At 64.3% G+C, this 20,244-nt stretch carries 20 protein-coding genes; 11 read left to right on the top strand and 9 right to left on the bottom strand.

Translation table 11 applies throughout. The annotated features are described in order from the left end of the window. Positions 1–53: 53 nt before the first annotated feature. From BSG19_RS05940 to BSG19_RS05930, 3 genes are all read right to left on the bottom strand, one after another. Positions 54–1,196 (bottom strand): ABC transporter permease, encoded by a 1,143-nt coding sequence (locus BSG19_RS05940; RefSeq protein WP_092985910.1) that lies wholly within the window; start codon positions 1,194–1,196, stop codon positions 54–56. After that, positions 1,196–2,287, bottom strand: a complete 1,092-nt coding sequence (locus BSG19_RS05935; RefSeq protein ID WP_092985908.1) for a microcin C ABC transporter permease YejB — start codon at positions 2,285–2,287, stop codon at positions 1,196–1,198. Before BSG19_RS05935 ends, BSG19_RS05940 begins: the two co-directional genes overlap by 1 nt. 192 nt (positions 2,288–2,479) lie before the next feature. After that, complete coding sequence (locus BSG19_RS05930; protein WP_092985906.1) at positions 2,480–4,384, bottom strand: extracellular solute-binding protein; 1,905 nt, start codon at positions 4,382–4,384, stop codon at positions 2,480–2,482. 198 nt (positions 4,385–4,582) lie between these two features. Between BSG19_RS05930 and mepA the strand changes: the two genes are divergently transcribed. From mepA to BSG19_RS05900, 6 genes are all read left to right on the top strand, one after another. Further along, positions 4,583–5,647, top strand: coding sequence for a penicillin-insensitive murein endopeptidase (gene mepA, locus BSG19_RS05925; protein ID WP_092985904.1), 1,065 nt, complete (start codon positions 4,583–4,585; stop codon positions 5,645–5,647). 74 nt (positions 5,648–5,721) lie between these two features. After that, positions 5,722–6,102, top strand: a complete 381-nt coding sequence (locus tag BSG19_RS05920) for a methylglyoxal synthase (protein ID WP_092987223.1) — start codon at positions 5,722–5,724, stop codon at positions 6,100–6,102. Positions 6,103–6,206: 104 nt separating this feature from the next. Next, positions 6,207–7,232, top strand: coding sequence for a glucokinase (locus tag BSG19_RS05915; protein ID WP_092985902.1), 1,026 nt, complete (start codon positions 6,207–6,209; stop codon positions 7,230–7,232). A gap of 124 nt (positions 7,233–7,356) precedes the next feature. Next, a complete protein-coding gene (locus BSG19_RS05910; protein WP_092985900.1) occupies positions 7,357–9,180 on the top strand; it encodes an ABC transporter ATP-binding protein in 1,824 nt (607 codons plus the stop codon). Next, a complete protein-coding gene (gene dapB / locus BSG19_RS05905; RefSeq protein ID WP_092985898.1) occupies positions 9,177–9,998 on the top strand; it encodes a 4-hydroxy-tetrahydrodipicolinate reductase in 822 nt (273 codons plus the stop codon). Before BSG19_RS05910 ends, dapB begins: the two co-directional genes overlap by 4 nt. A gap of 62 nt (positions 9,999–10,060) precedes the next feature. Then, positions 10,061–10,696, top strand: coding sequence for a 2,3-bisphosphoglycerate-dependent phosphoglycerate mutase (locus BSG19_RS05900; RefSeq protein ID WP_092931408.1), 636 nt, complete (start codon positions 10,061–10,063; stop codon positions 10,694–10,696). A 175-nt stretch (positions 10,697–10,871) separates the two neighbouring features. Here BSG19_RS05900 and BSG19_RS05895 read toward each other — a convergent pair whose 3' ends face one another. Next, positions 10,872–11,744, bottom strand: coding sequence for a methylated-DNA--[protein]-cysteine S-methyltransferase (locus BSG19_RS05895; RefSeq protein WP_092985896.1), 873 nt, complete (start codon positions 11,742–11,744; stop codon positions 10,872–10,874). Positions 11,745–11,827: 83 nt separating this feature from the next. Next, a complete protein-coding gene (locus BSG19_RS05890) occupies positions 11,828–12,328 on the bottom strand; it encodes a DUF2244 domain-containing protein (RefSeq protein WP_092987222.1) in 501 nt (166 codons plus the stop codon). 97 nt (positions 12,329–12,425) lie between these two features. Between BSG19_RS05890 and nth the strand changes: the two genes are divergently transcribed. Next, a complete protein-coding gene (nth, locus tag BSG19_RS05885) occupies positions 12,426–13,157 on the top strand; it encodes an endonuclease III (protein ID WP_092987221.1) in 732 nt (243 codons plus the stop codon). Between the two features lie 3 nt (positions 13,158–13,160). Here nth and BSG19_RS05880 read toward each other — a convergent pair whose 3' ends face one another. Further along, positions 13,161–14,372, bottom strand: a complete 1,212-nt coding sequence (locus tag BSG19_RS05880) for an MFS transporter (RefSeq protein WP_092985894.1) — start codon at positions 14,370–14,372, stop codon at positions 13,161–13,163. 247 nt (positions 14,373–14,619) lie between these two features. Between BSG19_RS05880 and BSG19_RS05875 the strand changes: the two genes are divergently transcribed. After that, complete coding sequence (locus BSG19_RS05875; RefSeq protein WP_092985892.1) at positions 14,620–15,612, top strand: adenosine kinase; 993 nt, start codon at positions 14,620–14,622, stop codon at positions 15,610–15,612. Between the two features lie 21 nt (positions 15,613–15,633). Here the strand turns inward: BSG19_RS05875 and BSG19_RS05870 are convergent, their stop codons facing one another. Further along, the gene (locus BSG19_RS05870; protein WP_092985890.1) at positions 15,634–16,161 is read right to left on the bottom strand and encodes an SH3 domain-containing protein; all 528 of its coding nucleotides are present in this window, start codon (positions 16,159–16,161) and stop codon (positions 15,634–15,636) included. 348 nt (positions 16,162–16,509) lie between these two features. On the opposite strand from BSG19_RS05870, the gene BSG19_RS05860 reads away from it, so the two are divergent. The 3 genes from BSG19_RS05860 to BSG19_RS05850 all read left to right on the top strand — a co-directional run bounded on the left by BSG19_RS05860 (position 16,510) and on the right by BSG19_RS05850 (position 18,220). Continuing rightward, entirely contained in the window at positions 16,510–17,514 is a 1,005-nt protein-coding gene (locus BSG19_RS05860) for a 2-hydroxyacid dehydrogenase (RefSeq protein WP_092985886.1), read from the top strand. 119 nt (positions 17,515–17,633) lie between these two features. Further along, on the top strand, positions 17,634–17,894 hold the full coding sequence (locus BSG19_RS05855) for a CopG family ribbon-helix-helix protein (protein WP_092985884.1): 261 nt from the start codon (positions 17,634–17,636) through the stop codon (positions 17,892–17,894). Beyond that, positions 17,891–18,220 (top strand): type II toxin-antitoxin system RelE/ParE family toxin, encoded by a 330-nt coding sequence (locus BSG19_RS05850; RefSeq protein ID WP_092985882.1) that lies wholly within the window; start codon positions 17,891–17,893, stop codon positions 18,218–18,220. Before BSG19_RS05855 ends, BSG19_RS05850 begins: the two co-directional genes overlap by 4 nt. A 65-nt stretch (positions 18,221–18,285) precedes the next feature. Here the strand turns inward: BSG19_RS05850 and moeB are convergent, their stop codons facing one another. Together moeB and recF are read right to left on the bottom strand one after the other, a co-directional pair. After that, the gene (gene moeB / locus BSG19_RS05845; RefSeq protein WP_092985880.1) at positions 18,286–19,062 is read right to left on the bottom strand and encodes a molybdopterin-synthase adenylyltransferase MoeB; all 777 of its coding nucleotides are present in this window, start codon (positions 19,060–19,062) and stop codon (positions 18,286–18,288) included. Positions 19,063–19,072: 10 nt separating this feature from the next. Continuing rightward, complete coding sequence (gene recF / locus BSG19_RS05840; RefSeq protein ID WP_092985878.1) at positions 19,073–20,197, bottom strand: DNA replication/repair protein RecF; 1,125 nt, start codon at positions 20,195–20,197, stop codon at positions 19,073–19,075. Between the last annotated feature and the right edge of the window lie 47 nt (positions 20,198–20,244).

Below are 20,244 nucleotides of genomic sequence, written 5' to 3'. Positions count from 1 at the left end.
TGCTCCAGCAAGAGTCGCATCCATCATATTCCTTGCCGAGGTGTCTGGCGAGATCATCCGAACGTCTTTCTCGGATCGAACGCGTCCCGCGCGGCCTCGCCGATGAAGATCAGCAGCGACAGCATGACCGACATCACCAGAAAGGCGGTGAGGCCGAGCCAGGGGGCCTGGAGGTTGGACTTGCCCTGCGCGATCAGCTCTCCGAGAGACGGCGAGCCAGGGGGCATGCCGAAGCCGAGGAAGTCGAGCGAGGTGAGCGTGGTGATGGAGCCCGAGAGGATGAAAGGCAGAAAGGTGAGCGTGGCCACCATCGCGTTCGGCAGAAGGTGCCGCCACATGATCGTCGCGTTGCCGACGCCGAGTGCCCGGGCAGCGCGGACATATTCGAAGTTGCGCGCCCGCAGGAACTCCGCCCGCACCACACCGACGAAGCCGACCCAGGAGAAGAGCAGCATGATGCCGAGCAGCACGAAGAAGCCGGGCGGCAGGATCGCCGCGATAATCAGAAGGATGTAGAGCACCGGCATGGATGACCAGATTTCGATGAAGCGCTGCATCAACAGGTCGGTCCATCCGCCGAAATAGCCCTGGATCGCGCCGGCGGTGACGCCGACGACGGCCGACGCGATGGTGAGCGCGAGACCGAAAAGCACAGAGATGCGAAAGCCGTAGATCGTGCGGGCGGCGACGTCGCGCGCCTGATCGTCGGTGCCGAGCCAGTTGAAATTGCCGAGCGTGCAGCCGCGATCGGCCTCCCCCTGCGGATAGCCGGAGCAGCGTTCCGCAGCACTCATCGTCCAGAAGGGCGCCGTGGGCGCTGAGTGCGGGATGTTGGAATTGGCGCTGCGGTAGGAATAGCGGATCGGCGGCCAGACCATCCAGCCATTCGCCTCGATCTCTTCTCGGATGAAGTCGGAGGCATAATCGGTCTCGGCCAGAAAGCCGCCGAACTTTTCTTCCGGATAATTCACCAGCACGGGCACCAGCATTTCGCCCTTGTAGGAGACGAGGATCGGCCGGTCGTTGGCGATGAACTCGGCGCAAAGGCTGAAGCCAAAGAGCGCGAGAAAGATCCAGAGCGACCAGTAGCCGCGCCGGTTGGCCTTGAAGTTCTCCCAGCGCCGCCTTGCGACGGGCGACAGCCGGCCGGGTTTCGCGCCGGGCAGGATGGCAGTGTTTGCGGCGATATCCGTCATCAGACGTCCCTCCGCTCGAAATCGATGCGCGGGTCGACCCAGGTGTAGATGAGGTCGGACAGCAGGCTCACGACGAGGCCCATCAGCGAGAAGATGAAGAGCGTGCCGAAGACGATCGGATAGTCGCGCTTGACCACGGCGTCATAGCCCAGACGACCGAGGCCATCGAGCGAGAAGATGTATTCGGTCAAAAGCGAGCCTGTGAAGAAGGCGGAGATGAAGGCGGCGGGGAAGCCAGCGATGATGATCAGCATGGCGTTGCGAAAGACGTGGCGATAGAGCACCTGCCGCTCCGCCAGCCCCTTGGCGCGCGCGGTAACGACATATTGCTTGCGGATCTCGTCGATGAAGGAATTCTTGGTGAGCAGCGTCGTGGTGGCGAAGGCCGACAGCAGCAGCGTGATCAGCGGCAGCGTCATGTGCCAGAGATAGTCGAGGATCTTCTGCCACCAGTTGAGCTGGCTGAAATTGTCCGAGACGAGGCCGCGCAGCGGAAACCAGTCGAGAAAGGAGCCGCCGGCAAACAGCACGATCAGCAGGATGCCGAACAGGAAGCCCGGCACGGCATAGCCGACGATGACGATGCCGGAGGTCCACACGTCGAAGCGCGAGCCGTCCGATACGGCCTTCTTGATGCCGAGCGGAATCGAGATCGCGTAAGAGAGGATCAGGATCCACAGGCCGAGCGAGATCGAGACAGGCATCTTGTCGAGGATGAGGTCGATGACCGATGTGTTGCGGAAGAAGCTCTCGCCGAAATCGAAGCGCGCATAGTTCCACATCATCGTGAGGAAGCGCTCCAGCGGCGGCTTGTCGAAACCGAACTGCTTTTCGAGCTTGGCGATGAAATCGGGATCGAGGCCCTGCGCGCCGCGATAGCTCCCGCCGCTCTGGTCGCCGCCGGAGGCGCCCGCGAGATCGCTACCGCCGCCGGACAGGCGATCGCCGCCCTGGTTCGGCCCGGTGAGGTCGGCGATGACCTGCTCGACCGGACCGCCGGGAGCAAACTGGACGATGGCAAAGGAAATGGCCATGATACCGATGATCGTCGGGATCATCAGGAACAGACGGCGCAGGATATAACCGCCCATCAGACTGTCACCCCGGCCCGCACGCCGGCGACCGACATGATGGCGTTGTCGATGACGCCGCTATGGCCTCTCTTCCCGGTGTCCGACCGGATTTGCGGGCCGATTTTCCAATATTCCATCAATGCGCTAACATTCCCGTTCCTGATTCGCGGCGTGCCTATGAAAAGCAGGCCAGTTTGACGCGCAAGGCTTTCATGGAGCTTTCGCGGAAGCCGACCACCAGATCGCGGGAAAGCCGACAGCATATTCCGGCAGATTTTCGGGATGGGTCAGGTCCTTGGAATAGGCGATCCGCATGTCGCGCGAGGCGTAGGTCGGAATGACGATCTGCTTGGCGAGAAGAACACGGTCGAGCGCCTTGGTCGCCGCAACGAGGTCGTCACGATCCTTCGCGAATATCACCTTGCGGATCAGCGCATCGACACCCGGATCGGCAAGACCGGAATAATTCTGCGATCCTTCGCGCGTGGCGGCCGCCGTGCCCCAATATTCCGTCTGCTCGTTGCCCGGGTTGAGAGACTGCGCCCAGCCCAGATAGATGACGTCGAAGTCCTTGGACCGCCAGCGATTGGTGTATTGCGAGCTATCGACAGTGCGAACCCGCGCCTCGATGCCGATCTTTCGCAGGTTCTGGCTGAAGGGCAAAGCGACACGTTCGATCGTCGTGCCGTCGAGCAGGATCTCGAATGTCAGCGGCTTGCCCGTCTTCGTCTCGATCATCTGGTTGTTTTTCAGCTCGTAGCCAGCCTCCTTCACAAGGCCGATGGCCTTGCGCAGATTGTCCCGAAGCTTTGCCGGGTCTCCGCCGACGGGATTGGCATAAGGTTTGGTAAAGACGGTCGCGGGAACCTTGTCCTTCAGCTCCGTGAGGATCTCCAGTTCACGCCCCTGCGGAAGCCCTGAAGATGCCAACTCGGTCGGGAAGAAGAAGCTGTCGACGCGATCATACTCATTGTAGAAGATCGTCCGTTTCAACTCCTCGAAATCGAATGCGTAGTTGAGAGCCTCTCTTACCCTGACATCCTTGAACGGATCACGCCGCAGGTTAAGGATGAAGCCCACCATGACGCCGCTGTCGCGATCATCGTTCTCCAACCGCTCCAGCTTGATCCGGCCATCCTTGACCGCTGGAAAATCGTAGGATGTCGCCCAGCGTCGCGCTGAATTCTCCCAGCGGTAATTCGCGTTACCGGACCGGAAGGCTTCGAAAGCGACGTCGAGGTCAGCGAAATAGGTGAAGCTGATGGTTCTGAAGTTGTTGTGCCCGACATTGACGTTCAGGTTCTTCCCCCAATAGTCGTCCCGCAATTCGTAACGGACCGCCGAACCGGCTTTCATGGATGCGATCTTGTACGGCCCGGAGCCCATGGGCATTTCGAGCGTGGTGCGCGAGATGTCGCGCGGCCGCCCTTCAGCATCCTTTCCCTCCCACCAGTGTTTGGGTACGATGATGAGGCCGCCTGCCGCCTTTGGCAATTCCCTGTTTCCGACCTCGTCGAAAGAGAAGGTCACTTCCCGCTCGCCGGTCTTCTCCACCTTGGTGATATGGCCGTAATAGGATGCCGCCTTGGGGTCGAGTTCCTTGGCCTTGTCGAAGCTGAAGATCACGTCCTCCGGCGTCACCGGCTTGCCGTCGGCCCACGTCGCTTCCGGCCGGAGACGGAACTTCGCCCATGCAACATCATCGGGATAGGCGACGGCCTCGGCGAGCAGACCATAGTCCGTGAGAACCTCGTCCATGGAGGGCTTCATCAGAGTTTCGAAAACGAGACCGACGGACATGCCGGAAGCGCTGGAAACGGGTCCCGTGACCCCGGCGGCCAACTCGCCTTTGGCCAGAACCGGGTTGAACGTATCGAACGTGCCCATGGTGGCCAGCCGGACCTCGCCCCCCTTCGGCGCCTCCGCATTCACATAGTCGAACTTCTTGAACCCTTCCGGATATTTCAGCTCGCCCACCGTCGACATGCCGTGGCGCCATTGCAGATCCTGCGCCTGCACGGGGCGTGCGACGGAGGTGGCGAGGAAGGCGGCGGCAATGAAGGCCAGGGTGCCAAAGGTCAGTGCCGGTGTCGTCCTGCTCGTCTTCTGCCGCATGCGGTTCGTCTCCTTGGTCGCGTCTGGGGCACACAATAGGCAAAATACGGCCGATTGACAGACGGCGCTTATCGCACTGCACGAAATCTGCCTTCACATCGGCTTGACCGCAAGTCTGACACAAAGACCGTGTGAGACAGATCCTTCCTGACGACCCCGCCCGCCTACGCCCGATCCCGACAACACCGGACAGACCGCATGACATCGTCTTTCGCAAGATACTCGACCGGATGGGCGGCCAGAGCGTTCATCGCCGCCGCCCTGATCCTGCCGCTTGGCCTAGAGCCGGCCTTGTCGGCAGAGCCGCAGACGGCCAAGCAGCTGTTCGGCGGCATGACGCTTCCCAGCAGGACGGCGCCGGCCTCCTTAGGCTCCTACGCCAAGGGGTGCCTTTCGGGTGCGGTCGCGCTGCCGGCCGACGGGCCGACCTGGCAGGCCATGCGCCTCTCGCGCAATCGCCGCTGGGGCAATCCACACATGATCGCGTTTCTGGAGCGGTTCTCGCGCGATGCGGCCGAGATCGGCTGGGGATCGGGCATTCTGCTCGGCGATATCTCGCAGCCGCGCGGCGGGCCGATGCTGACCGGCCATGCCTCCCACCAGATCGGGCTCGATGCGGACATCTGGTTCCAGCCAAAGCCCGCGCGGCCGATGAGCGTGGCGGAACGCGAGAACAAGCCCTTCGTGTCCATGCTGGACAAGACGAAATTCCTCACCGTGAACCCGGAGCGCTGGACGCCCACCCATGCGCGGCTGGTCATGCGGGCGGCAGCCGAGCCGGAGGTCGATCGGGTGTTCGTCAACCCGGCGATCAAGAAGAAGCTGTGCGAGACCTGGACCGGCGACCGGACGTCGATGGGCAAGATCCGGCCGATCTACGGTCACGACGAGCATTTCCATATCCGCATCAAGTGCCCGGCCGATTCGCCCGGCTGCAAGCCGCAGGCGGCCGTGGCGCCCGGCGATGGCTGCGACAAATCGCTCGCCTGGTGGTTCACGCAGGAGCCGTGGGCGAAGCCGAAGCCGAACCCCAACGCAAAGCCGGTCAAGCCGCGCTTCGTCATGCTGTCAGACCTGCCGCAGGCGTGCAGCGGCGTTCTGGCGGCGCCATCCTCGTCGGAAGCAGCGTCCACCTTCGGCGGCGCTGTCCCGGTGTCTGCGTCCGTTCCCGCCGCACCCGACGCAATCATGCCTCCAGCGGCGATCGCCGATCCGTCCGTTCCCGTTCCCACGCGGCGGCCGAGCGCCGGCTCCGCGCCGTGATCCAGCCTCACTTTCCTCTTGAATCGATTTAGGTTCCGGGAAATATGAGCGCAGAGGTTCACGCGGAGGACGCAATGACGGCTCGCAAATGCATGGCGCTGATCGCGCATGACCTGAAGAAACAGGACATGGCGGACTTTGCCAGAGCTCACCAGAGCGTGCTGGCGGAATGGCGCATCGTCGCCACCGGCACCACGGGCGGTCGCGTTCAGGAGGCCTGCCCCGGTCTCGATGTGACCCGGCTGAAAAGCGGACCGCTCGGCGGCGACCAGCAGATCGGCGCACTGATCGCGACCGGCGATGTCGATCTCCTCATCTTCTTCATCGATCCGCTGACGGCGCTGCCGCACGATGTCGATGTGAAGGCCCTGACACGACTGGCGACCGTCTACGACATCCCCATGGCGCTCAACCGCGCGACGGCCGAGCGGCTGGTGGATTTCCGACCGCTCTGAGCGCCGGCCTCGATATCTCGCCTTTTCGACTTTTGCACTGGAGCGGCCTTGCAAAACATGCGAAGCGCTTCCCGCCCGCCCGCTGATCCAATCCAGGAGGTTTCATGTCCGCGTCTGCAGAAACGGTTCCCGGCCTCGCCTTTCCCATCCTGATCGGCGACATCGGCGGCACCAATGCCCGTTTCGCGCTGCTGAACGACGAGACCTCGGAGCCCGTGGTGTTTCCCGTGGTGCCGACCGGGGGCTATCCGAGCATTCAGGCCGCGCTCGAAACCAGCATTCTCCCGCAAGCCACCCTCCGCCCGCGTTCGGCCATCATCGCGGTCGCCGCCCCGGTCAAGGGCGACGAAATTCCCCTGACCAATGCGGGCTGGGTCATCACGCCGGCCGACATGATCGCGACGCTTGGCCTGTCGGACGTCATCGTTCTCAACGATTTCGAGGCGCAGGCGCTGGCCGTGGCCGCCATCGCCAAGAGCGACTGCGCGCAGATCGGTGTCGGCGAGCCTCTGGAAAGCGCCTCCTGCGCGGTTCTCGGGCCCGGCACGGGCCTTGGCGTTGCCGGTCTTCTGCACACGCATTCCACCTATTTTCCGGTGCCCGGCGAAGGCGGCCATGTGGACATCGGCCCGCGCACGCCGCGCGATACGGCGATCTGGCCGCATCTGGAAACGATCGAGGGCCGGATCTCCGCCGAGCAGCTTCTCTGCGGTCGCGGCATCGTCAATATCTATCAGGCGATCTGCCAGACGGACGGGCTCACGCCCGAGCATACGGACCCGGCCGAGGTCACGTCGGCAGCCCTTGCCGGCACCGACAAGGCCTGCGTCGAAACGCTGTCGCTCTTTGCCCGCTATCTCGGCCGCGTGGCGGGCGATATGGCGCTGATCTTCATGGCCCGCGGCGGCGTCTATCTCGCCGGCGGCATTTCCCAGAAGATCCTGCCCGCCTTGCAACAGCCGGAGTTCCGGGCCGCTTTCGAGGATAAGGCGCCGCATTCGGCGCTGATGCGCTCGATCCCGACTTATGTGGTCACCCATCCCTTTGCAGCCCTTGCCGGTCTTGCGGCCTTCGCGCAGACCCCGGCGCGCTTCGGCGTGGCCACGACAGGGCGTCACTGGAAGGCCTGACCGGGGCCGAATGAACCGGGTGATGCCTGCGAAAAGGGCCGAGACTCGCCAAACGGCTCGGGAGGCACTATAGAGCGCGGCGCAAGCATCGGATCGAAGAACCGCCCGGTCAGGGAAAGAGCTTTTGAAAGATCAGAAGAAGAAGCACACGCCAGTGGACGCCGAGACGATCACCAGCGTGCTCAAGCGGGTGGCGCAGGAAAACGGGCGGGCACATATCAAGGGCTATCTGTTCGCCATCGCCTGCCTCGCGCTGGTCGCGGCATCGACGGCGTTTACCGCCTGGATCATGGAAGCCGTCGTCAACGAGGCGTTCGCCAACAAGCGCGCCGACATGGTGCTTATCATCTGCGCCGCCATCTTCATCGCCTTTGTCGTGCGCGGCTTTGCCACCTACGGGCAGGCTGTCGCTCTGTCGAAGATCGGCAACAACATCGTCGCCAGCTATCAGCGCCGGCTCTATTCCCACCTGATGGCGCTCAGCGTCGGCTACTTCACCGATGCCCGCTCCGCCCGCATCTCCGCCAAGATCAGCCAGAACGTTTCAGGCATCCGCGACGTGCTGAACATGACGGTCACCTCGATCGCACGCGATCTCCTGACGCTGATCGCGCTGATTGGCGTCATGCTCGGCAAGGACTGGGTGCTGACGATCATCGTCTTCCTCATCGCTCCGCCGCTGCTGATCGGCCTTCGCTACGTGTCGCGCCGCCTGCGCAACGCGACGCGCGAATCGGTCGAGATCAACAGCCATGTTCTCGGCGCCATGCAGGAGACGATCCAGGGCATCACGATCGTCAAGGCCTTCACCATGGAGGAGCAGCTGAAGGGCAAGGTCGAGGCGATCATCCAGCGTGCGGAGAACCGCGCGAACCGGATCGCCCGCCTGTCCGAGCGCACCGCGCCGATGACGGAGACCTTTGCGGGCTTCGCGATCGCCAGCGTTCTCGGCTATGCCGCCTTCCGCTCGATCTACGACAATGTGCCGCCGGGCGCCTTCTTCTCCTTCGTCACCGCCCTCCTGATGGCCTACGATCCGGCCCGTCGTCTTGCGCGCCTGCAGGTGTCGCTGGAGCGCGCCGCCGTCAATGCGCGGATGATCTACGAAGTCCTCGACACGGTGCCGCACCAGCGCGACCAGCCGGATGCGAAGGCGCTGGAGGTGTCGTCCGCGACGATCACGTTCAACAATGTGCACTTCGCCTATGGAAATGGCGACGAGATCCTCAAGGGCGTCAGCTTCGTTGCGGAAGGCGGCAAGACCACGGCGCTGGTCGGCCCTTCCGGCGCCGGCAAATCGACGGTCATCAGCCTCATTCCGCGCTTCTACGATCCCTCCGTCGGCGAAATCCTGATCGACGGGCAGGACATCGCCCACATCACGAAACTGTCGCTGCGCAACGGGCTGGCTTACGTCTCCCAGCAGCCTTACCTGTTCGAGGGCTCGATCGGCGACAACATCCGCTACGGGCGGCCGGAGGCAACCGACGAAGAGGTCTACGAGGCCGCACGGCTCGCCTATGCGCATGACTTCATTCTCGCCCAGCCGCAGGGCTACGATACGCCGGTCGGCGAAAACGGCGTGACACTGTCGGGCGGACAGCGTCAGCGGCTCTCCATCGCCCGCGCGCTCGTGCGGCGCGCACCCATTCTGCTTCTGGACGAGGCGACGTCCTCGCTCGACACCGAATCGGAATCCGCGGTGCAGAAGGCACTGGACCATGCCATGGACGGCCGTACCGTCGTGGTGATCGCGCACCGTCTCTCCACCATCGTCAACGCCGACAAGATCATCGTCATGCGCGACGGGCTCGTGGTCGAGGAAGGCTCGCATACGGAGCTTGCGGATCGCAAGGACGGGCTTTACGCTCGCCTTCACAATCTCCAGGGCAGCCAGCCGGCCGCCACTCTTGAAGATCTGGTTGACAGCACGGAAACGACGACATGAGCGATACGGACATGAAACTCGTCGTCGTGGGCGCGGCGGGCCGCATGGGCCAGACGCTCATCCGCACGATCCATGCCATGCCGGGTGTTACCCTGTCGGCCGCCGTCGCCCGCCCCGGCTCCGCCTTTATCGGGCGGGACGCGGGCGAGATCGCGGGCCTCGGGCCCACCGGCATCCTCGTCACGGACGATCCGCTGCGCGCCTTCGTCGAAGCCGAAGGCGTGCTCGATTTCACGGCACCGGCGACCAGCGTCGAATTCTCCGGGCTCGCCGCACAGGCCCGCATCGTCCACGTCATCGGCACGACGGGATGCTCGGCCGCCGACGAAGCGCGTTTCGAAGCCGCCGCCCGTCATGCGCGGATCGTCAAGTCCGGCAATATGAGCCTCGGCGTCAATCTACTGGGCGTTCTCGTAGAGCAGGCCGCCCGGGCGCTTCCCGCCGCCGGATGGGATCTCGAAATTCTGGAAATGCATCACAAGCACAAGGTCGACGCGCCGTCCGGCACGGCGCTGCTTCTGGGCGAAGCAGCCGCGCGTGGCCGCGGCATAGACCTTCACAGCCAGTCCGTGCGCGTGCGCGACGGCCATACCGGGCCACGGCCCGAGGGCACGATCGGCTTTGCGACCTTGCGCGGCGGCTCGGTCATCGGCGAACACTCCGTCATCCTCGCCGGCGAAGGCGAGAGCGTGACGCTGTCCCATTCCGCCACCGACCGCTCGATCTTTGCGCGTGGCGCCGTGACGGCTGCTCTCTGGGCGCGGTCGCAGAAGCCCGGTTACTATTCGATGCTGGACGTGCTGGGGCTCGCTGCCTGAGCCTTTCGCCTCCCTTTCCCTGCCTTTTCCCGACGTCAACACATAACGAGGAATGAACCATCATGAGCGGCACTCTTGTCCTGGTGCGTCACGGCCAGAGCGAATGGAACCTGAAGAACCTCTTCACCGGCTGGAAGGACCCCGACCTGACGCCGCTCGGTATCGAGGAAGCCGAAACCGGCGGCAAGGCGCTCGCCGCCACCGGCCTGAAATACGACATCGCCTTCACCTCCGACCTGACGCGCGCGCAGAAGACGCTGAAGATCATTCTCGACGCCGTCGGCCAGCCCGAGCTTGAGACGATCCGCGACCAGGCGCTCAACGAGCGCGACTATGGCGATCTCTCCGGCCTCAACAAGGACGACGCACGCGCCAAGTGGGGCGAGGAACAGGTGCACATCTGGCGCCGCTCCTACGACGTGCCCCCTCCGGGCGGCGAAAGCCTGCGCGATACGGGCGCCCGCGTCTGGCCCTATTACCTCACGGAAATCCTGCCGCGCGTCCTGAAGGGCCAGACGGTTCTCGTCGCCGCGCACGGCAATTCGCTGCGCGCGCTGGTCATGGTGCTCGACCGCCTGACCAAGGAAGAGATCCTGAAGCTCAACCTCGCGACCGGCGTTCCCATGGTCTACACGCTCAATGCCGATTCGACCGTCGCGTCGAAAGAGGTTCTGGGCGATATGTCCGGCGCGCACTGACGGGTCGGAAGAAGCGCACCCCCAGGACCGTCATCCTCGGGCTTGTCCCGAGGATCTGCCGTCGGCCAGACGAGCCGCACCGTCGGCGACTCACGCCTCTTCACCGGATCCTCGGGACAAGCCCGAGGATGACGAAAACACGGGTGGCCGCCCCGGAAGCGTCTCCAAGACCTACCTATACCTTTCCCGCCTCCCAGCCGAGCATGGCGCGCTTGCGCGTCAGGCCCCAGTGGTAACCGGTCAGCGCTCCGCCTTTGCCAAGCGCACGGTGGCAGGGCACCACGAAGGAGATGGGGTTGCGGCCGATGGCGGCGCCGACCGCACGGGATGCCTTGGGCTGGCCAATACGCCCGGCGATCGCCGAATAGGTTTCGGCCCGGCCCATGGGAATGTCGAGCAGGGCCTGCCAGACCCGCACCTGAAAATCCGAACCGATCAGCACGATCCGGAGCGGCTGTTCAGCCTCCCAGCGCTCTGTCTCGAAGATCCGCGCGGCATAGGGCGTTGTGGCGGTGATATCCTCGACATAGGTCGCGTTCGGCCAGCGCCCGGCCATATCCTCGAAACTTTCCCGCTCGCTGCCCGCATCGTTGAAGGCAAGGCCCGCCAGTCCGCGCTCCGTCACCATGATGAGCGCCGTGCCGAAGGGTGACGGGTGGAAGCCGTAGCGAATGGTGAGCCCCCCGCCCCGCAGCTTCCATTCGCCGGGCGACATCGCCTCATGCGTCACGAACAGGTCGTGCAGGCGCCCGGGGCCGGACAGGCCGAGCTCCAGGCTCGCCTCCAGAAGCGGCAGACCTTCCGTGCCGAGCAGGCGCTTGGCGTGATCGAGGGTCACCGCCTGCAGGAAGGCTTTCGGCGAGAGGCCCGCCCAGCGGGTAAACGTCCGCTGGAGGTGCGTCGGAGATTGCCCCAGACGCCCGGCAATGTCGTCGAGGCTCGGCTGGTCGCGGTAATCGTCGGTGAGGAGTTCCACCACGCGGCAGACCGTCTCGTAATCGGTGCCCTCGGGCGTGATCTCGCTCGTCAGGCGCGGCATGATCGTCATGGTCATCTCCTCTTTCGCCTCGGCAGCGGCGGTCCACCCGACAACAGCATGTCCGCGCCGCTGCCGCCACCCGATTTGCGATCTCAGCCGCGCCGCTTCACGGTCGCGAGCGCACCGGAAAAAGCGGTGGCGAAGGTCTCGCGGTCGTCGCGATTGAGGAAGGAGCCGATATCGGTCGTGCGCAGCCGGTCGCGGACATGCATGGAGACGATGCCGATCTCGTCGTGACGGGCGACATCGAAGCGGGTCCAGAACGGATTGAACCGATGCTCCGTCATGCGCCCGCTCGCCGTGAACTTCCGCACGGCGACATCCGTTCTCGAAATGCTGACCTCCTCGCGCATGCGGGACGAGCGGTTGTTCAGCCAGAAGGCACCGAAGAGAGCGATGAAATCCAGTCCGAAGAAGAACACGACAGGCCAAGCGCCGATGACGAGGAACACGAAGACATGAACGAGGCTCATCAGCGCGGCGATGAGGAAGACGACGCGCAGGCCCTTTGCGCCGAGCGAACGATAGGGCGTCAGCTCGGCGGCGAAAACGGGCTTGTCCGTGGGGCGCATGTCGGCGTTGCCATCGTTCATGGCACGCCAGTATAGAGGAGACATGAAAGAGCCGAAACCGAAATCCGTGAAGCTTGCGGCCATCGCGCCAGCGGCAAAGCCGCGCAGAAGCGAGACGATGGCAAAGCCGCGCAGTGTTAAACCGACGGCAAAGGCCCGCAAGCCGAAGAGCGCCTATGCGACCGAAGAGGTCGAGGAAATCTTCCGCCGCTTCTGCGTGCAGCGGCCGGAGCCGAAGGGCGAGCTGAACTACGTCAACCCGTTCACCCTGGTGGTCGCCGTCGCGCTGTCGGCACAGGCGACGGATGTGGGTGTGAACAAGGCGACGAAGGCGCTGTTTGCGGTCGCCGACACGCCGGAGAAGATGCTGGCGCTCGGCGAGGATGCGGTGCGCGAGCATATCCGCACCATCGGGCTTTATCGCAACAAAGCGAAGAACGTCATCGCGCTCAGCCGCATGCTGGTCGAGGATTTCGGCGGCGAGGTGCCGCGCGACCGGGACGAACTGGTCAAGCTTCCCGGCGTCGGGCGGAAGACGGCGAACGTGGTGCTCTCCATGGCTTTCGGCCAGGCGACGATCGCGGTGGACACGCATATCTTCCGCATCGCCAACCGCATCGGCCTTGCGCCGGGCAAGACGCCGGACGAGGTCGAGGATCATCTGGTCCGGGTCATCCCGAACCACTATCTTTACCACGCCCATCACTGGCTGATCCTGCACGGGCGCTATACCTGCAAGGCGCGCCGTCCCGAATGCGAGCACTGTATCATCGCGGATCTCTGCAAGGCGGCGGAGAAGACGAACACCATTCCGGCACCGCTGGTCGCGCTGCCGCCGCAGGTGTTCTGACCCTTATCGCCGCTCGGTGAGGCTGTAGAGCAGTGCCGCGGCCGGCAGGGCGAAGCCGAGGAGCGAGGCGCCCCACCAGCCGTAATGCCCGTAGAGCCAGGCGCCGGCGGCCGAGCCCAGCGCGCCGCACAGGAAGAACGTCGCCATGAACAGGCCGTTCAGCCGGCTGCGATGCTCGTCGCCCAGCACATAGATCGCCCGCTGTCCGAGAACGAGGGTGGTGGAGACCGCGAAGTCGAGGCCGATGGCGGCAAGGGTGAGAACGACGAGCGCGGCCGTCGAGCCCTCCGGGGCCAGATGCGTGACGAGGAAGGCGCAGGCACCGCCCACAAGCGCGATGCGGGTGGCCGCAAAGCTCAGTCCCCTGTCGGCAAGGCGCCCGGCAATGGGGGCCGCGAGCGCGCCCGCCGCACCCGCAAGCGCAAAGAGCGCGATGCCCATCTGAGAGAGGCCGAAAGCCGGGCTCGACAGCAGCAGCGGCGTCACCGTCCAGAAGACGCTGAAGGCCGCGAACATGCAGCCCTGATAGGCCGCGCGCCGGCGCAGCACGGGTTGCGTCGCAAACAGCCGCGGCAGCGAGCCGATCAGCGCGCCATAGCCAAGCCGGGATGACGGCATGCGGCGTGGCAGGACACGGGCGAGGAGGATCGCAAGGCCGGACATGGCGAGCGCCGACAGCACGAAGACCATGTGCCACGGCAGAAAGGCCGCGATGAAGCTGGAGACCGGCCGGGCCAGCATGATGCCGACCATCAGGCCGCTCATGACGTTGCCGACCGCGCGGCCGCGCTGTTGCGCCGGCACCATCTGCGCTGCATAGGGAACGATGATCTGGACGGCCACGCAGCAGAGGCCGATGGCGAAGGCCGCCGAAAGGAAGGCCACCGCCTGCGTCAGCAGGCCCGCCGACAGCACGGCCAGAATGGACAGGCCGAGCATGACGAGGATCAGCTTGCGGTTTTCGAAGAGATCGCCGAGCGGCGCGATCAGCAGCAGCCCGAGGCCGTATCCGAGCTGCGTCAGCATGACGATCAGCCCTGCCGCATCCGGCGAGAGGCCGAGCGAGGCACTGACAGGCCCGACGAGCGGCTGTGCGTAATAGAGATTGGCGACGATGAGCCCGCAGGCCGCCGCGAGAACGAGGTTCAGGCGCGCCGAAAGCCCGCTGGCATTCGGATCCGGGGTCACGTCTGGCTCCGATAGGGTGGCCGTCATGAACGCTCTCCGTTTCCCAGGCTCATTTTGCAAAGGCCCCTCTCCCGGGGGCAGCTTCCACGACCGAAAGAGCGGCTTTCGGAAGGGGACAGTCCATCGATATGCCACGCTTACCCTGCCGTCCGCAACGCGGCATTTGCACGCGGAAAGCGACGCGCTCGCGATATTGCAGGCGATAAGATCTTTCAAAGCGCGAGAATTCGATTAAGACCAAAGCCCGGCCACAGAGTTTTTCCAGGCGGGGTTCATGACCACTTTCGACGTCCTGACGATCGGCAATGCCATCGTCGATATCATCGCACGCTGTGAAGAGCGATTTCTCACCGATAACGGCATCATCAAGAGCGCGATGAACCTGATCGACGCCGAGCGCGCCGAGCTTCTCTATTCGCGGATGGGCCCGGCGCTCGAGGCGTCCGGCGGCAGCGCCGGCAATACGGCGGCCGGCATTGCGAGCCTTGGCGGCAAGGCTGCCTATTTCGGCAAGATCGCCAACGACCAGCTGGGCGAGATCTTCACCCACGACATCCAGGCGCAGGGTGTGCATTTCCGCACGCAGCCGCTCGAGACATTCCCGCCGACGGCGCGCTCCATGATCTTCGTGACCGAGGATGGCGAGCGCTCCATGAACACCTATCTCGGCGCCTGCGTCGAGCTCGGCCCCGAAGACGTGGAGCCTGACGTCGTCGCCAATGCCGCCGTCACCTATTTCGAGGGCTATCTCTGGGATCCGCCGCGCGCCAAGGAAGCCATTCGCGATGCTGCGCGCATCGCGCACGAAAACGGCCGGGAGGTCTCCATGACCCTGTCCGACAGTTTTTGCGTCAACCGCTACCGGGCCGAATTCCTGGAGCTGATGACGAGCGGCACGGTGGATATCGTCTTCGCCAACCGAGCGGAAGCCTTGGCGCTCTATGAGACGGAGGACTTCTCGGACGCGCTCGCGCAGCTGTCGCGCGACTGCCGCATGGCCGCCGTGACACTGAGCGAGGAAGGCTCGATCATCGTTCGGGGCGAAGAGCGGATCAACATCGAGGCGACCAAGGTCTCGCGCGTCGTGGATACGACGGGTGCCGGCGATCTCTATGCCGCAGGCTTCCTGTTCGGCTACACGGCAGGCAAGCCCCTCGATATCTGCGGCAAGCTCGGCAGTCTGGCTGCCGGCATCGTGATCGAGCAGATCGGCCCCCGCCCCATGGTGTCTCTGAAGAATGCCGCCGCAAAAGCAGGCCTTCTTTGATGTTTCACCTCGGCACGGCGGCTACTTGAACGCCTCGCCGGGGTAGGCGCCCCAGATCTCCGTCTGGACGATCCAGCCTTCCGCCCCTTGCGCTTCGGCTTTGCACCACTCGCCGGTGCATTCGCCGATGTGCAGCATCACGCCCGGCTCGATGCGGGCGACGATGTTGGCGTTGGATTGCGGCTCGCGGCGCATGTTCACCAGCACGCCCTGCCCCTTGCCCCGCATCCACGGGGCGGCAAGCGCCGTGCGGGCACCGGAGAGAAGCGCCTGATTGACCCAGCCCTCCGTACCGTCGGCATCGCGCACGCGCCGCCAGTTGTCGTATTCCTGGATGATCTCGACCGGCACGCCGGGCTTAAGGTAGCGCCACGAGACGGCATAATCGACGCTCGGGCCGACACGCAGATTGACGCTCTTCGATTTCAAGCTGACGAAGCGCGGCAGCGGCAGGCCGCTCGCGCCCTTGGCCGCCTGCGCCCATGCGAGGTCGGCAATGCCGGAGGCCGTAAGCGAACCGAGTGTGAAGGCCGCCAGGAGAGCCGCCATGAGGCCGCGCCTGGCGGTCCCCCTCGCTTGCAAACTGGCCCTCGCATTCAAACTGGCCCTCGCTTTCAAAATGGGCTGCGCGATCACACTGAGATGGAACTGGCGCATGGCGAAATCCGTTTTCCGATCCGGTCGAACAAGAATGCGCATTGCCAGCGGAGCGCCGGAGGCCTGCCTGCATGGTTTCAAAACCACGGTCATCCCGTTGGCATCGAAAGGCAGGCTGTGTTGGTCTTCCCGTGCGTGTCTGCTAGATAACGCTCTGCGGATACGATCCATCATCTTGGTTAAGAAGCCGTCAACGCGGTGCACCGCATGGGCCACGGGGTCGGGGGGAGAAATTTGACGATGACGCAGAGACAGAGGCCGACGGTCTACATCACCCGCAAGCTGCCGGACATCGTCGAGACCCGCATGCGCGAACTCTTCGATGCCGAACTCAACATCGAGGATATCCCGCGCAGCCAGGAAGAGCTGGCCGCGGCCCTCGCCCATGCCGACGTGCTGGTTCCCACCGTCACCGATCGGATCGATGCTCGCCTGATCGAGCAGGCCGGGCCGAAACTCAAGCTGATCGCGAGCTTTTCGAACGGTGTCGACCATATCGATGTGGACGCCGCCGCCCGGCGCGGCATCACGGTCACGAACACGCCCGCCGTGCTCACCGAAGACACCGCCGACATGACGCTCGCGCTCATTCTCGCCGTTCCCCGGCGGCTGACGGAGGGTGCTGCTATTCTCGCCGATCGCCGCCATGACTGGGCCGGCTGGTCGCCCAACTGGATGCTCGGGCGCCGGATTTCCGGCAAGCGCATCGGCATCGTCGGCATGGGGCGGATCGGCACCGCGGTTGCCCGCCGCGCCAAGGCTTTCGGCCTCTCCATCCACTATCACAACCGCCACCGCGTCAGCGCGGAGACAGAGGCATCGCTGGAGGCGACCTACTGGGACAGCCTCGACCAGATGCTCGCCCGCGTGGACTTCGTGTCGGTCAACTGCCCCTCGACGCCCGCGACCTATCACCTGCTCTCGGCGCGCCGCCTGCAGCTGATGCAGCCCACAAGCTACCTCGTGAACACCGCGCGCGGCGGCATCGTGGATGAGACAGCGCTGATCGCGTGCCTGCGCGAGGGTCGTATCGCCGGCGCGGGTCTCGACGTCTACGAAAACGAGCCGGCCATCAATCCGAAGCTTGTCAAGCTGGCCTCCGAAGGCAAGGTGGTGCTGCTGCCGCATATGGGTTCGGCAACGCTCGAAAGCCGTGTCGACATGGGCGAAAAAGTCATCATCAACATCCGCACCTTCTTCGACGGTCATCGCCCGCCGGACCGGGTGCTGCCGGGGCGCAACTGAGCTTTGTACGGGTTCTCGCGGACTTTCGAAGGAGAGATCTGCCGCATCGATCAATACGTGTTGACGCCAATGTGAAATGTCTTACAGTGTCTTACATTCTATGAGAATGGGAGACACCTATGTCCAAGTCGCAAGGGTCGGAATCCGTCACGCTTCGCGTTCCTTCGGATGTTCTTGCAAGCGTCGAGGCCATCGCCGAAGCAACGGACCGTTCGCGGAGCTACATCATCGTTCGCGCGCTGAAAACGTATCTCCTCAATGAGGGAGCGGATGTTTTGTCTGCCATTCGCGGGCGGGACCAGATTGCAGCAGGTGACTCCGAGGATATCGACGACCTTATCGCCGATGTTGACAAAGTCATCGCCGGCCAGGCTGCATGACACGTGTGACGGTTTCGAAAGAAGCAGCCACCTTCGTCAGGAATGAAGCTGCCTATCTTCGTCGCCGCAACACACATGCCGCTCGGAATTTCTCGGAGACCGTTCGGCGTGCAAGAGATATTTTGAGGATGTTCGACGAAGCGGGAAACGTGATGCACGGCCTGCGGATCAAGGGCGGGCTGACCCTTGTCGTCGACACGTATCTTTTTGACTATATCCGCGAAGAAGGCGTTGTGAATATCATCGCAGTTCGCCATGGCAGAATGCTTCAGCTAACACCGAGCACCGAGGAAGAAAGCGACGAGGACATCGCCGACGAGCGATGACGCCTTCGGGTCCTGCTACGACCAGCTAGCAAGCCTCTGGCTCAGCGGATCTATCCGGCCCGCACTCAGCGATCCGCATGGCGGCGTTTGTAGCGGATGGTATCGAAACGGGCGGCCAGCGCGTCATAGAGCAGCAGGCGTCCGACAAGGGGGTCTCCGGCACCTGTCACCAGCTTGACCACTTCCATAGCCTGCAATGTGCCGATGACGCCTGTCAGCGCGCCGATGATGCCGGCTTGCGCGCAGGACGGCACCGTGCCGGGTGGTGGGGGCTCGGGGAAGAGATCGCGGTAGCGCGGCGACTGACGACCGGCCGCGTCGAGAGTCCATGGCATAAGGACCGTCAGGGAGCCGTCGAAACGGCCGACCGCGCCTGTGACCAGGGGGATGCGCAACGTCTCGGCCGCGTTTGCGACCAGATAGCGCGTGTCGAAATTGTCGGAACCATCGACCACGATGTCGTAGCCGGCGAGCGTTTCGGAAACGATGTCGGGCGTGAGGCGGAACGGCAACGGGCAAACGGTCACGTGCGGGTTCAGCCGCGCCACCGCGTCTTGCGCGCTGTCCACCTTGCTCGTGCCCACGGTGGACGTCTGATGGATGACCTGGCGCTGGAGGTTGGAGAGCGACACCGCATCGTCATCGACGATCCCGAGCGTTCCGATGCCGGCTGCCGCGAGATAGAGGATAACGGGCGCTCCGAGCCCACCCGCACCGACCACGAGCACACGGGCCGATTTCAGCGCCTGCTGCCCCTGCCCCCCGATTTCCGGCAGCAGGATATGGCGGGAATAGCGATCGATCTCGGTTGGCGTCAGTGGGGATGTCATTTTCTCGGCCATGTCGCGACACTCACTCGAAAACCTGCCCGTTGGCAACCGTCAGGAACTGCGCGCGCTGCCCGAGCGCCGAGAACATGGCGCGATCGGTGCCGGTCATGAAGGCCTGCCCGCCGAGATCGTCGACGATGTCGAACAGCGCCGCGCGACGGCCGGCATCGAGATGCGCGGCGATCTCGTCGAGAAGCAGCACGGGCGCGTGACCCGTGAGATCGGCCACGAGCCTTGCATGCGCTAGCACGAGGCCGACGAGCAGCGCCTTCTGCTCCCCCGTCGAGCAGCGTTCGGCCTCGATGTTCTTGGCCCGATGGCGGATCAGGAGATCGCTGCGGTGCGGACCTTCGAGCGTGCGCCCCGCCGCCCCGTCGCGCCAGCGGCCGGTGCGCAGGCGCTCCAGATAATCCTCCTCCAGATCGAAGGCCGGGCGATGCCATTCGCCATCGAGAAAGCCCGACAGGGCGAGATCCGCCTTTGGAAACGTGCCGTCGTCAGGGCTGCGATCGATCAGCGCTGCCAGAAGCCCGAGCATTTCATTGCGGGCGAGCGCCATGGCGATGCCGAGTTCGGCCAACTGACGCTCCAGCCCGGTCAGCCAGACCGGATCGGCGCCCGGTTCGGACAGCAGTTTGTTGCGGCTGCGCATGGCGCGCTCGAAATCGGTCGCCCGTCGTCCGTGCTCGGCATCGAGCGAGAGGACGAGCCGGTCGAGGAAGCGCCGCCGGTCGCCGGAGGCCCCCGTGAACAGGCCGTCCATGGCCGGCGTCAGCCAGAGCACGCGCAGATGGTCGAGCAGTTCGTCGATCGCCTTGGCATTGGTGCCGTTGAGACGCAGGCGACGGGCCTGCCCCTCCTCGGTTCCGAACGTTCCCGTGCCGATCTCCACATCGCCCTGCATGCCGTCGATGGCGGCGAAGATGGAGAAGCCGGCATCGGCGCCCACACGCGGCACATCGGCATAGGCCGCACGACGCAGGCCCCGCCCCGGCGAGAGGAAGGAGACCGCCTCCATGAGATTGGTCTTGCCCGCGCCGTTCTCGCCCGTGAGCACGACATGGCGCGCGTCGAGATCGAGCGAAAGCGCCGCATAATTACGGAAATCGCTGAGTTTCAGACGGGACAGAGAGACTTTTTGCGGCATGCCGTCCGGCTCTAAGCTTTCCCGCGAGGCCTGACAAGCGCCGTGCG

The sequence above is a fragment of the Rhizobium sp. NFR03 genome, assembly GCF_900111275.1.
Lineage (GTDB): Bacteria > Pseudomonadota > Alphaproteobacteria > Rhizobiales > Rhizobiaceae > Ferranicluibacter.
Note: the sequence above shows the minus strand (reverse complement) of the source record. Positions and strands in the feature narration are given on the sequence as shown.

Coding starts and splice junctions, on each gene's coding strand:
- recF (WP_092985878.1), bottom strand. CDS start 20,197: ATGCCGCAAAAAGTCTCTCTGTCCCGTCTGAAACTCAGCGATTTCCGT.
- dapB (WP_092985898.1), top strand. CDS start 9,177: ATGAGCGATACGGACATGAAACTCGTCGTCGTGGGCGCGGCGGGCCGC.
- BSG19_RS05855 (WP_092985884.1), top strand. CDS start 17,634: ATGTCCAAGTCGCAAGGGTCGGAATCCGTCACGCTTCGCGTTCCTTCG.
- moeB (WP_092985880.1), bottom strand. CDS start 19,062: ATGGCCGAGAAAATGACATCCCCACTGACGCCAACCGAGATCGATCGC.
- BSG19_RS05850 (WP_092985882.1), top strand. CDS start 17,891: ATGACACGTGTGACGGTTTCGAAAGAAGCAGCCACCTTCGTCAGGAAT.
- BSG19_RS05915 (WP_092985902.1), top strand. CDS start 6,207: ATGTCCGCGTCTGCAGAAACGGTTCCCGGCCTCGCCTTTCCCATCCTG.
- nth (WP_092987221.1), top strand. CDS start 12,426: ATGGCAAAGCCGCGCAGTGTTAAACCGACGGCAAAGGCCCGCAAGCCG.
- BSG19_RS05930 (WP_092985906.1), bottom strand. CDS start 4,384: ATGCGGCAGAAGACGAGCAGGACGACACCGGCACTGACCTTTGGCACC.
- mepA (WP_092985904.1), top strand. CDS start 4,583: ATGACATCGTCTTTCGCAAGATACTCGACCGGATGGGCGGCCAGAGCG.
- BSG19_RS05870 (WP_092985890.1), bottom strand. CDS start 16,161: ATGGCGGCTCTCCTGGCGGCCTTCACACTCGGTTCGCTTACGGCCTCC.
- BSG19_RS05900 (WP_092931408.1), top strand. CDS start 10,061: ATGAGCGGCACTCTTGTCCTGGTGCGTCACGGCCAGAGCGAATGGAAC.
- BSG19_RS05880 (WP_092985894.1), bottom strand. CDS start 14,372: ATGACGGCCACCCTATCGGAGCCAGACGTGACCCCGGATCCGAATGCC.
- BSG19_RS05935 (WP_092985908.1), bottom strand. CDS start 2,287: ATGGGCGGTTATATCCTGCGCCGTCTGTTCCTGATGATCCCGACGATC.
- BSG19_RS05920 (WP_092987223.1), top strand. CDS start 5,722: ATGACGGCTCGCAAATGCATGGCGCTGATCGCGCATGACCTGAAGAAA.
- BSG19_RS05940 (WP_092985910.1), bottom strand. CDS start 1,196: ATGACGGATATCGCCGCAAACACTGCCATCCTGCCCGGCGCGAAACCC.
- BSG19_RS05890 (WP_092987222.1), bottom strand. CDS start 12,328: ATGAACGATGGCAACGCCGACATGCGCCCCACGGACAAGCCCGTTTTC.
- BSG19_RS05895 (WP_092985896.1), bottom strand. CDS start 11,744: ATGACGATCATGCCGCGCCTGACGAGCGAGATCACGCCCGAGGGCACC.
- BSG19_RS05875 (WP_092985892.1), top strand. CDS start 14,620: ATGACCACTTTCGACGTCCTGACGATCGGCAATGCCATCGTCGATATC.
- BSG19_RS05860 (WP_092985886.1), top strand. CDS start 16,510: ATGACGCAGAGACAGAGGCCGACGGTCTACATCACCCGCAAGCTGCCG.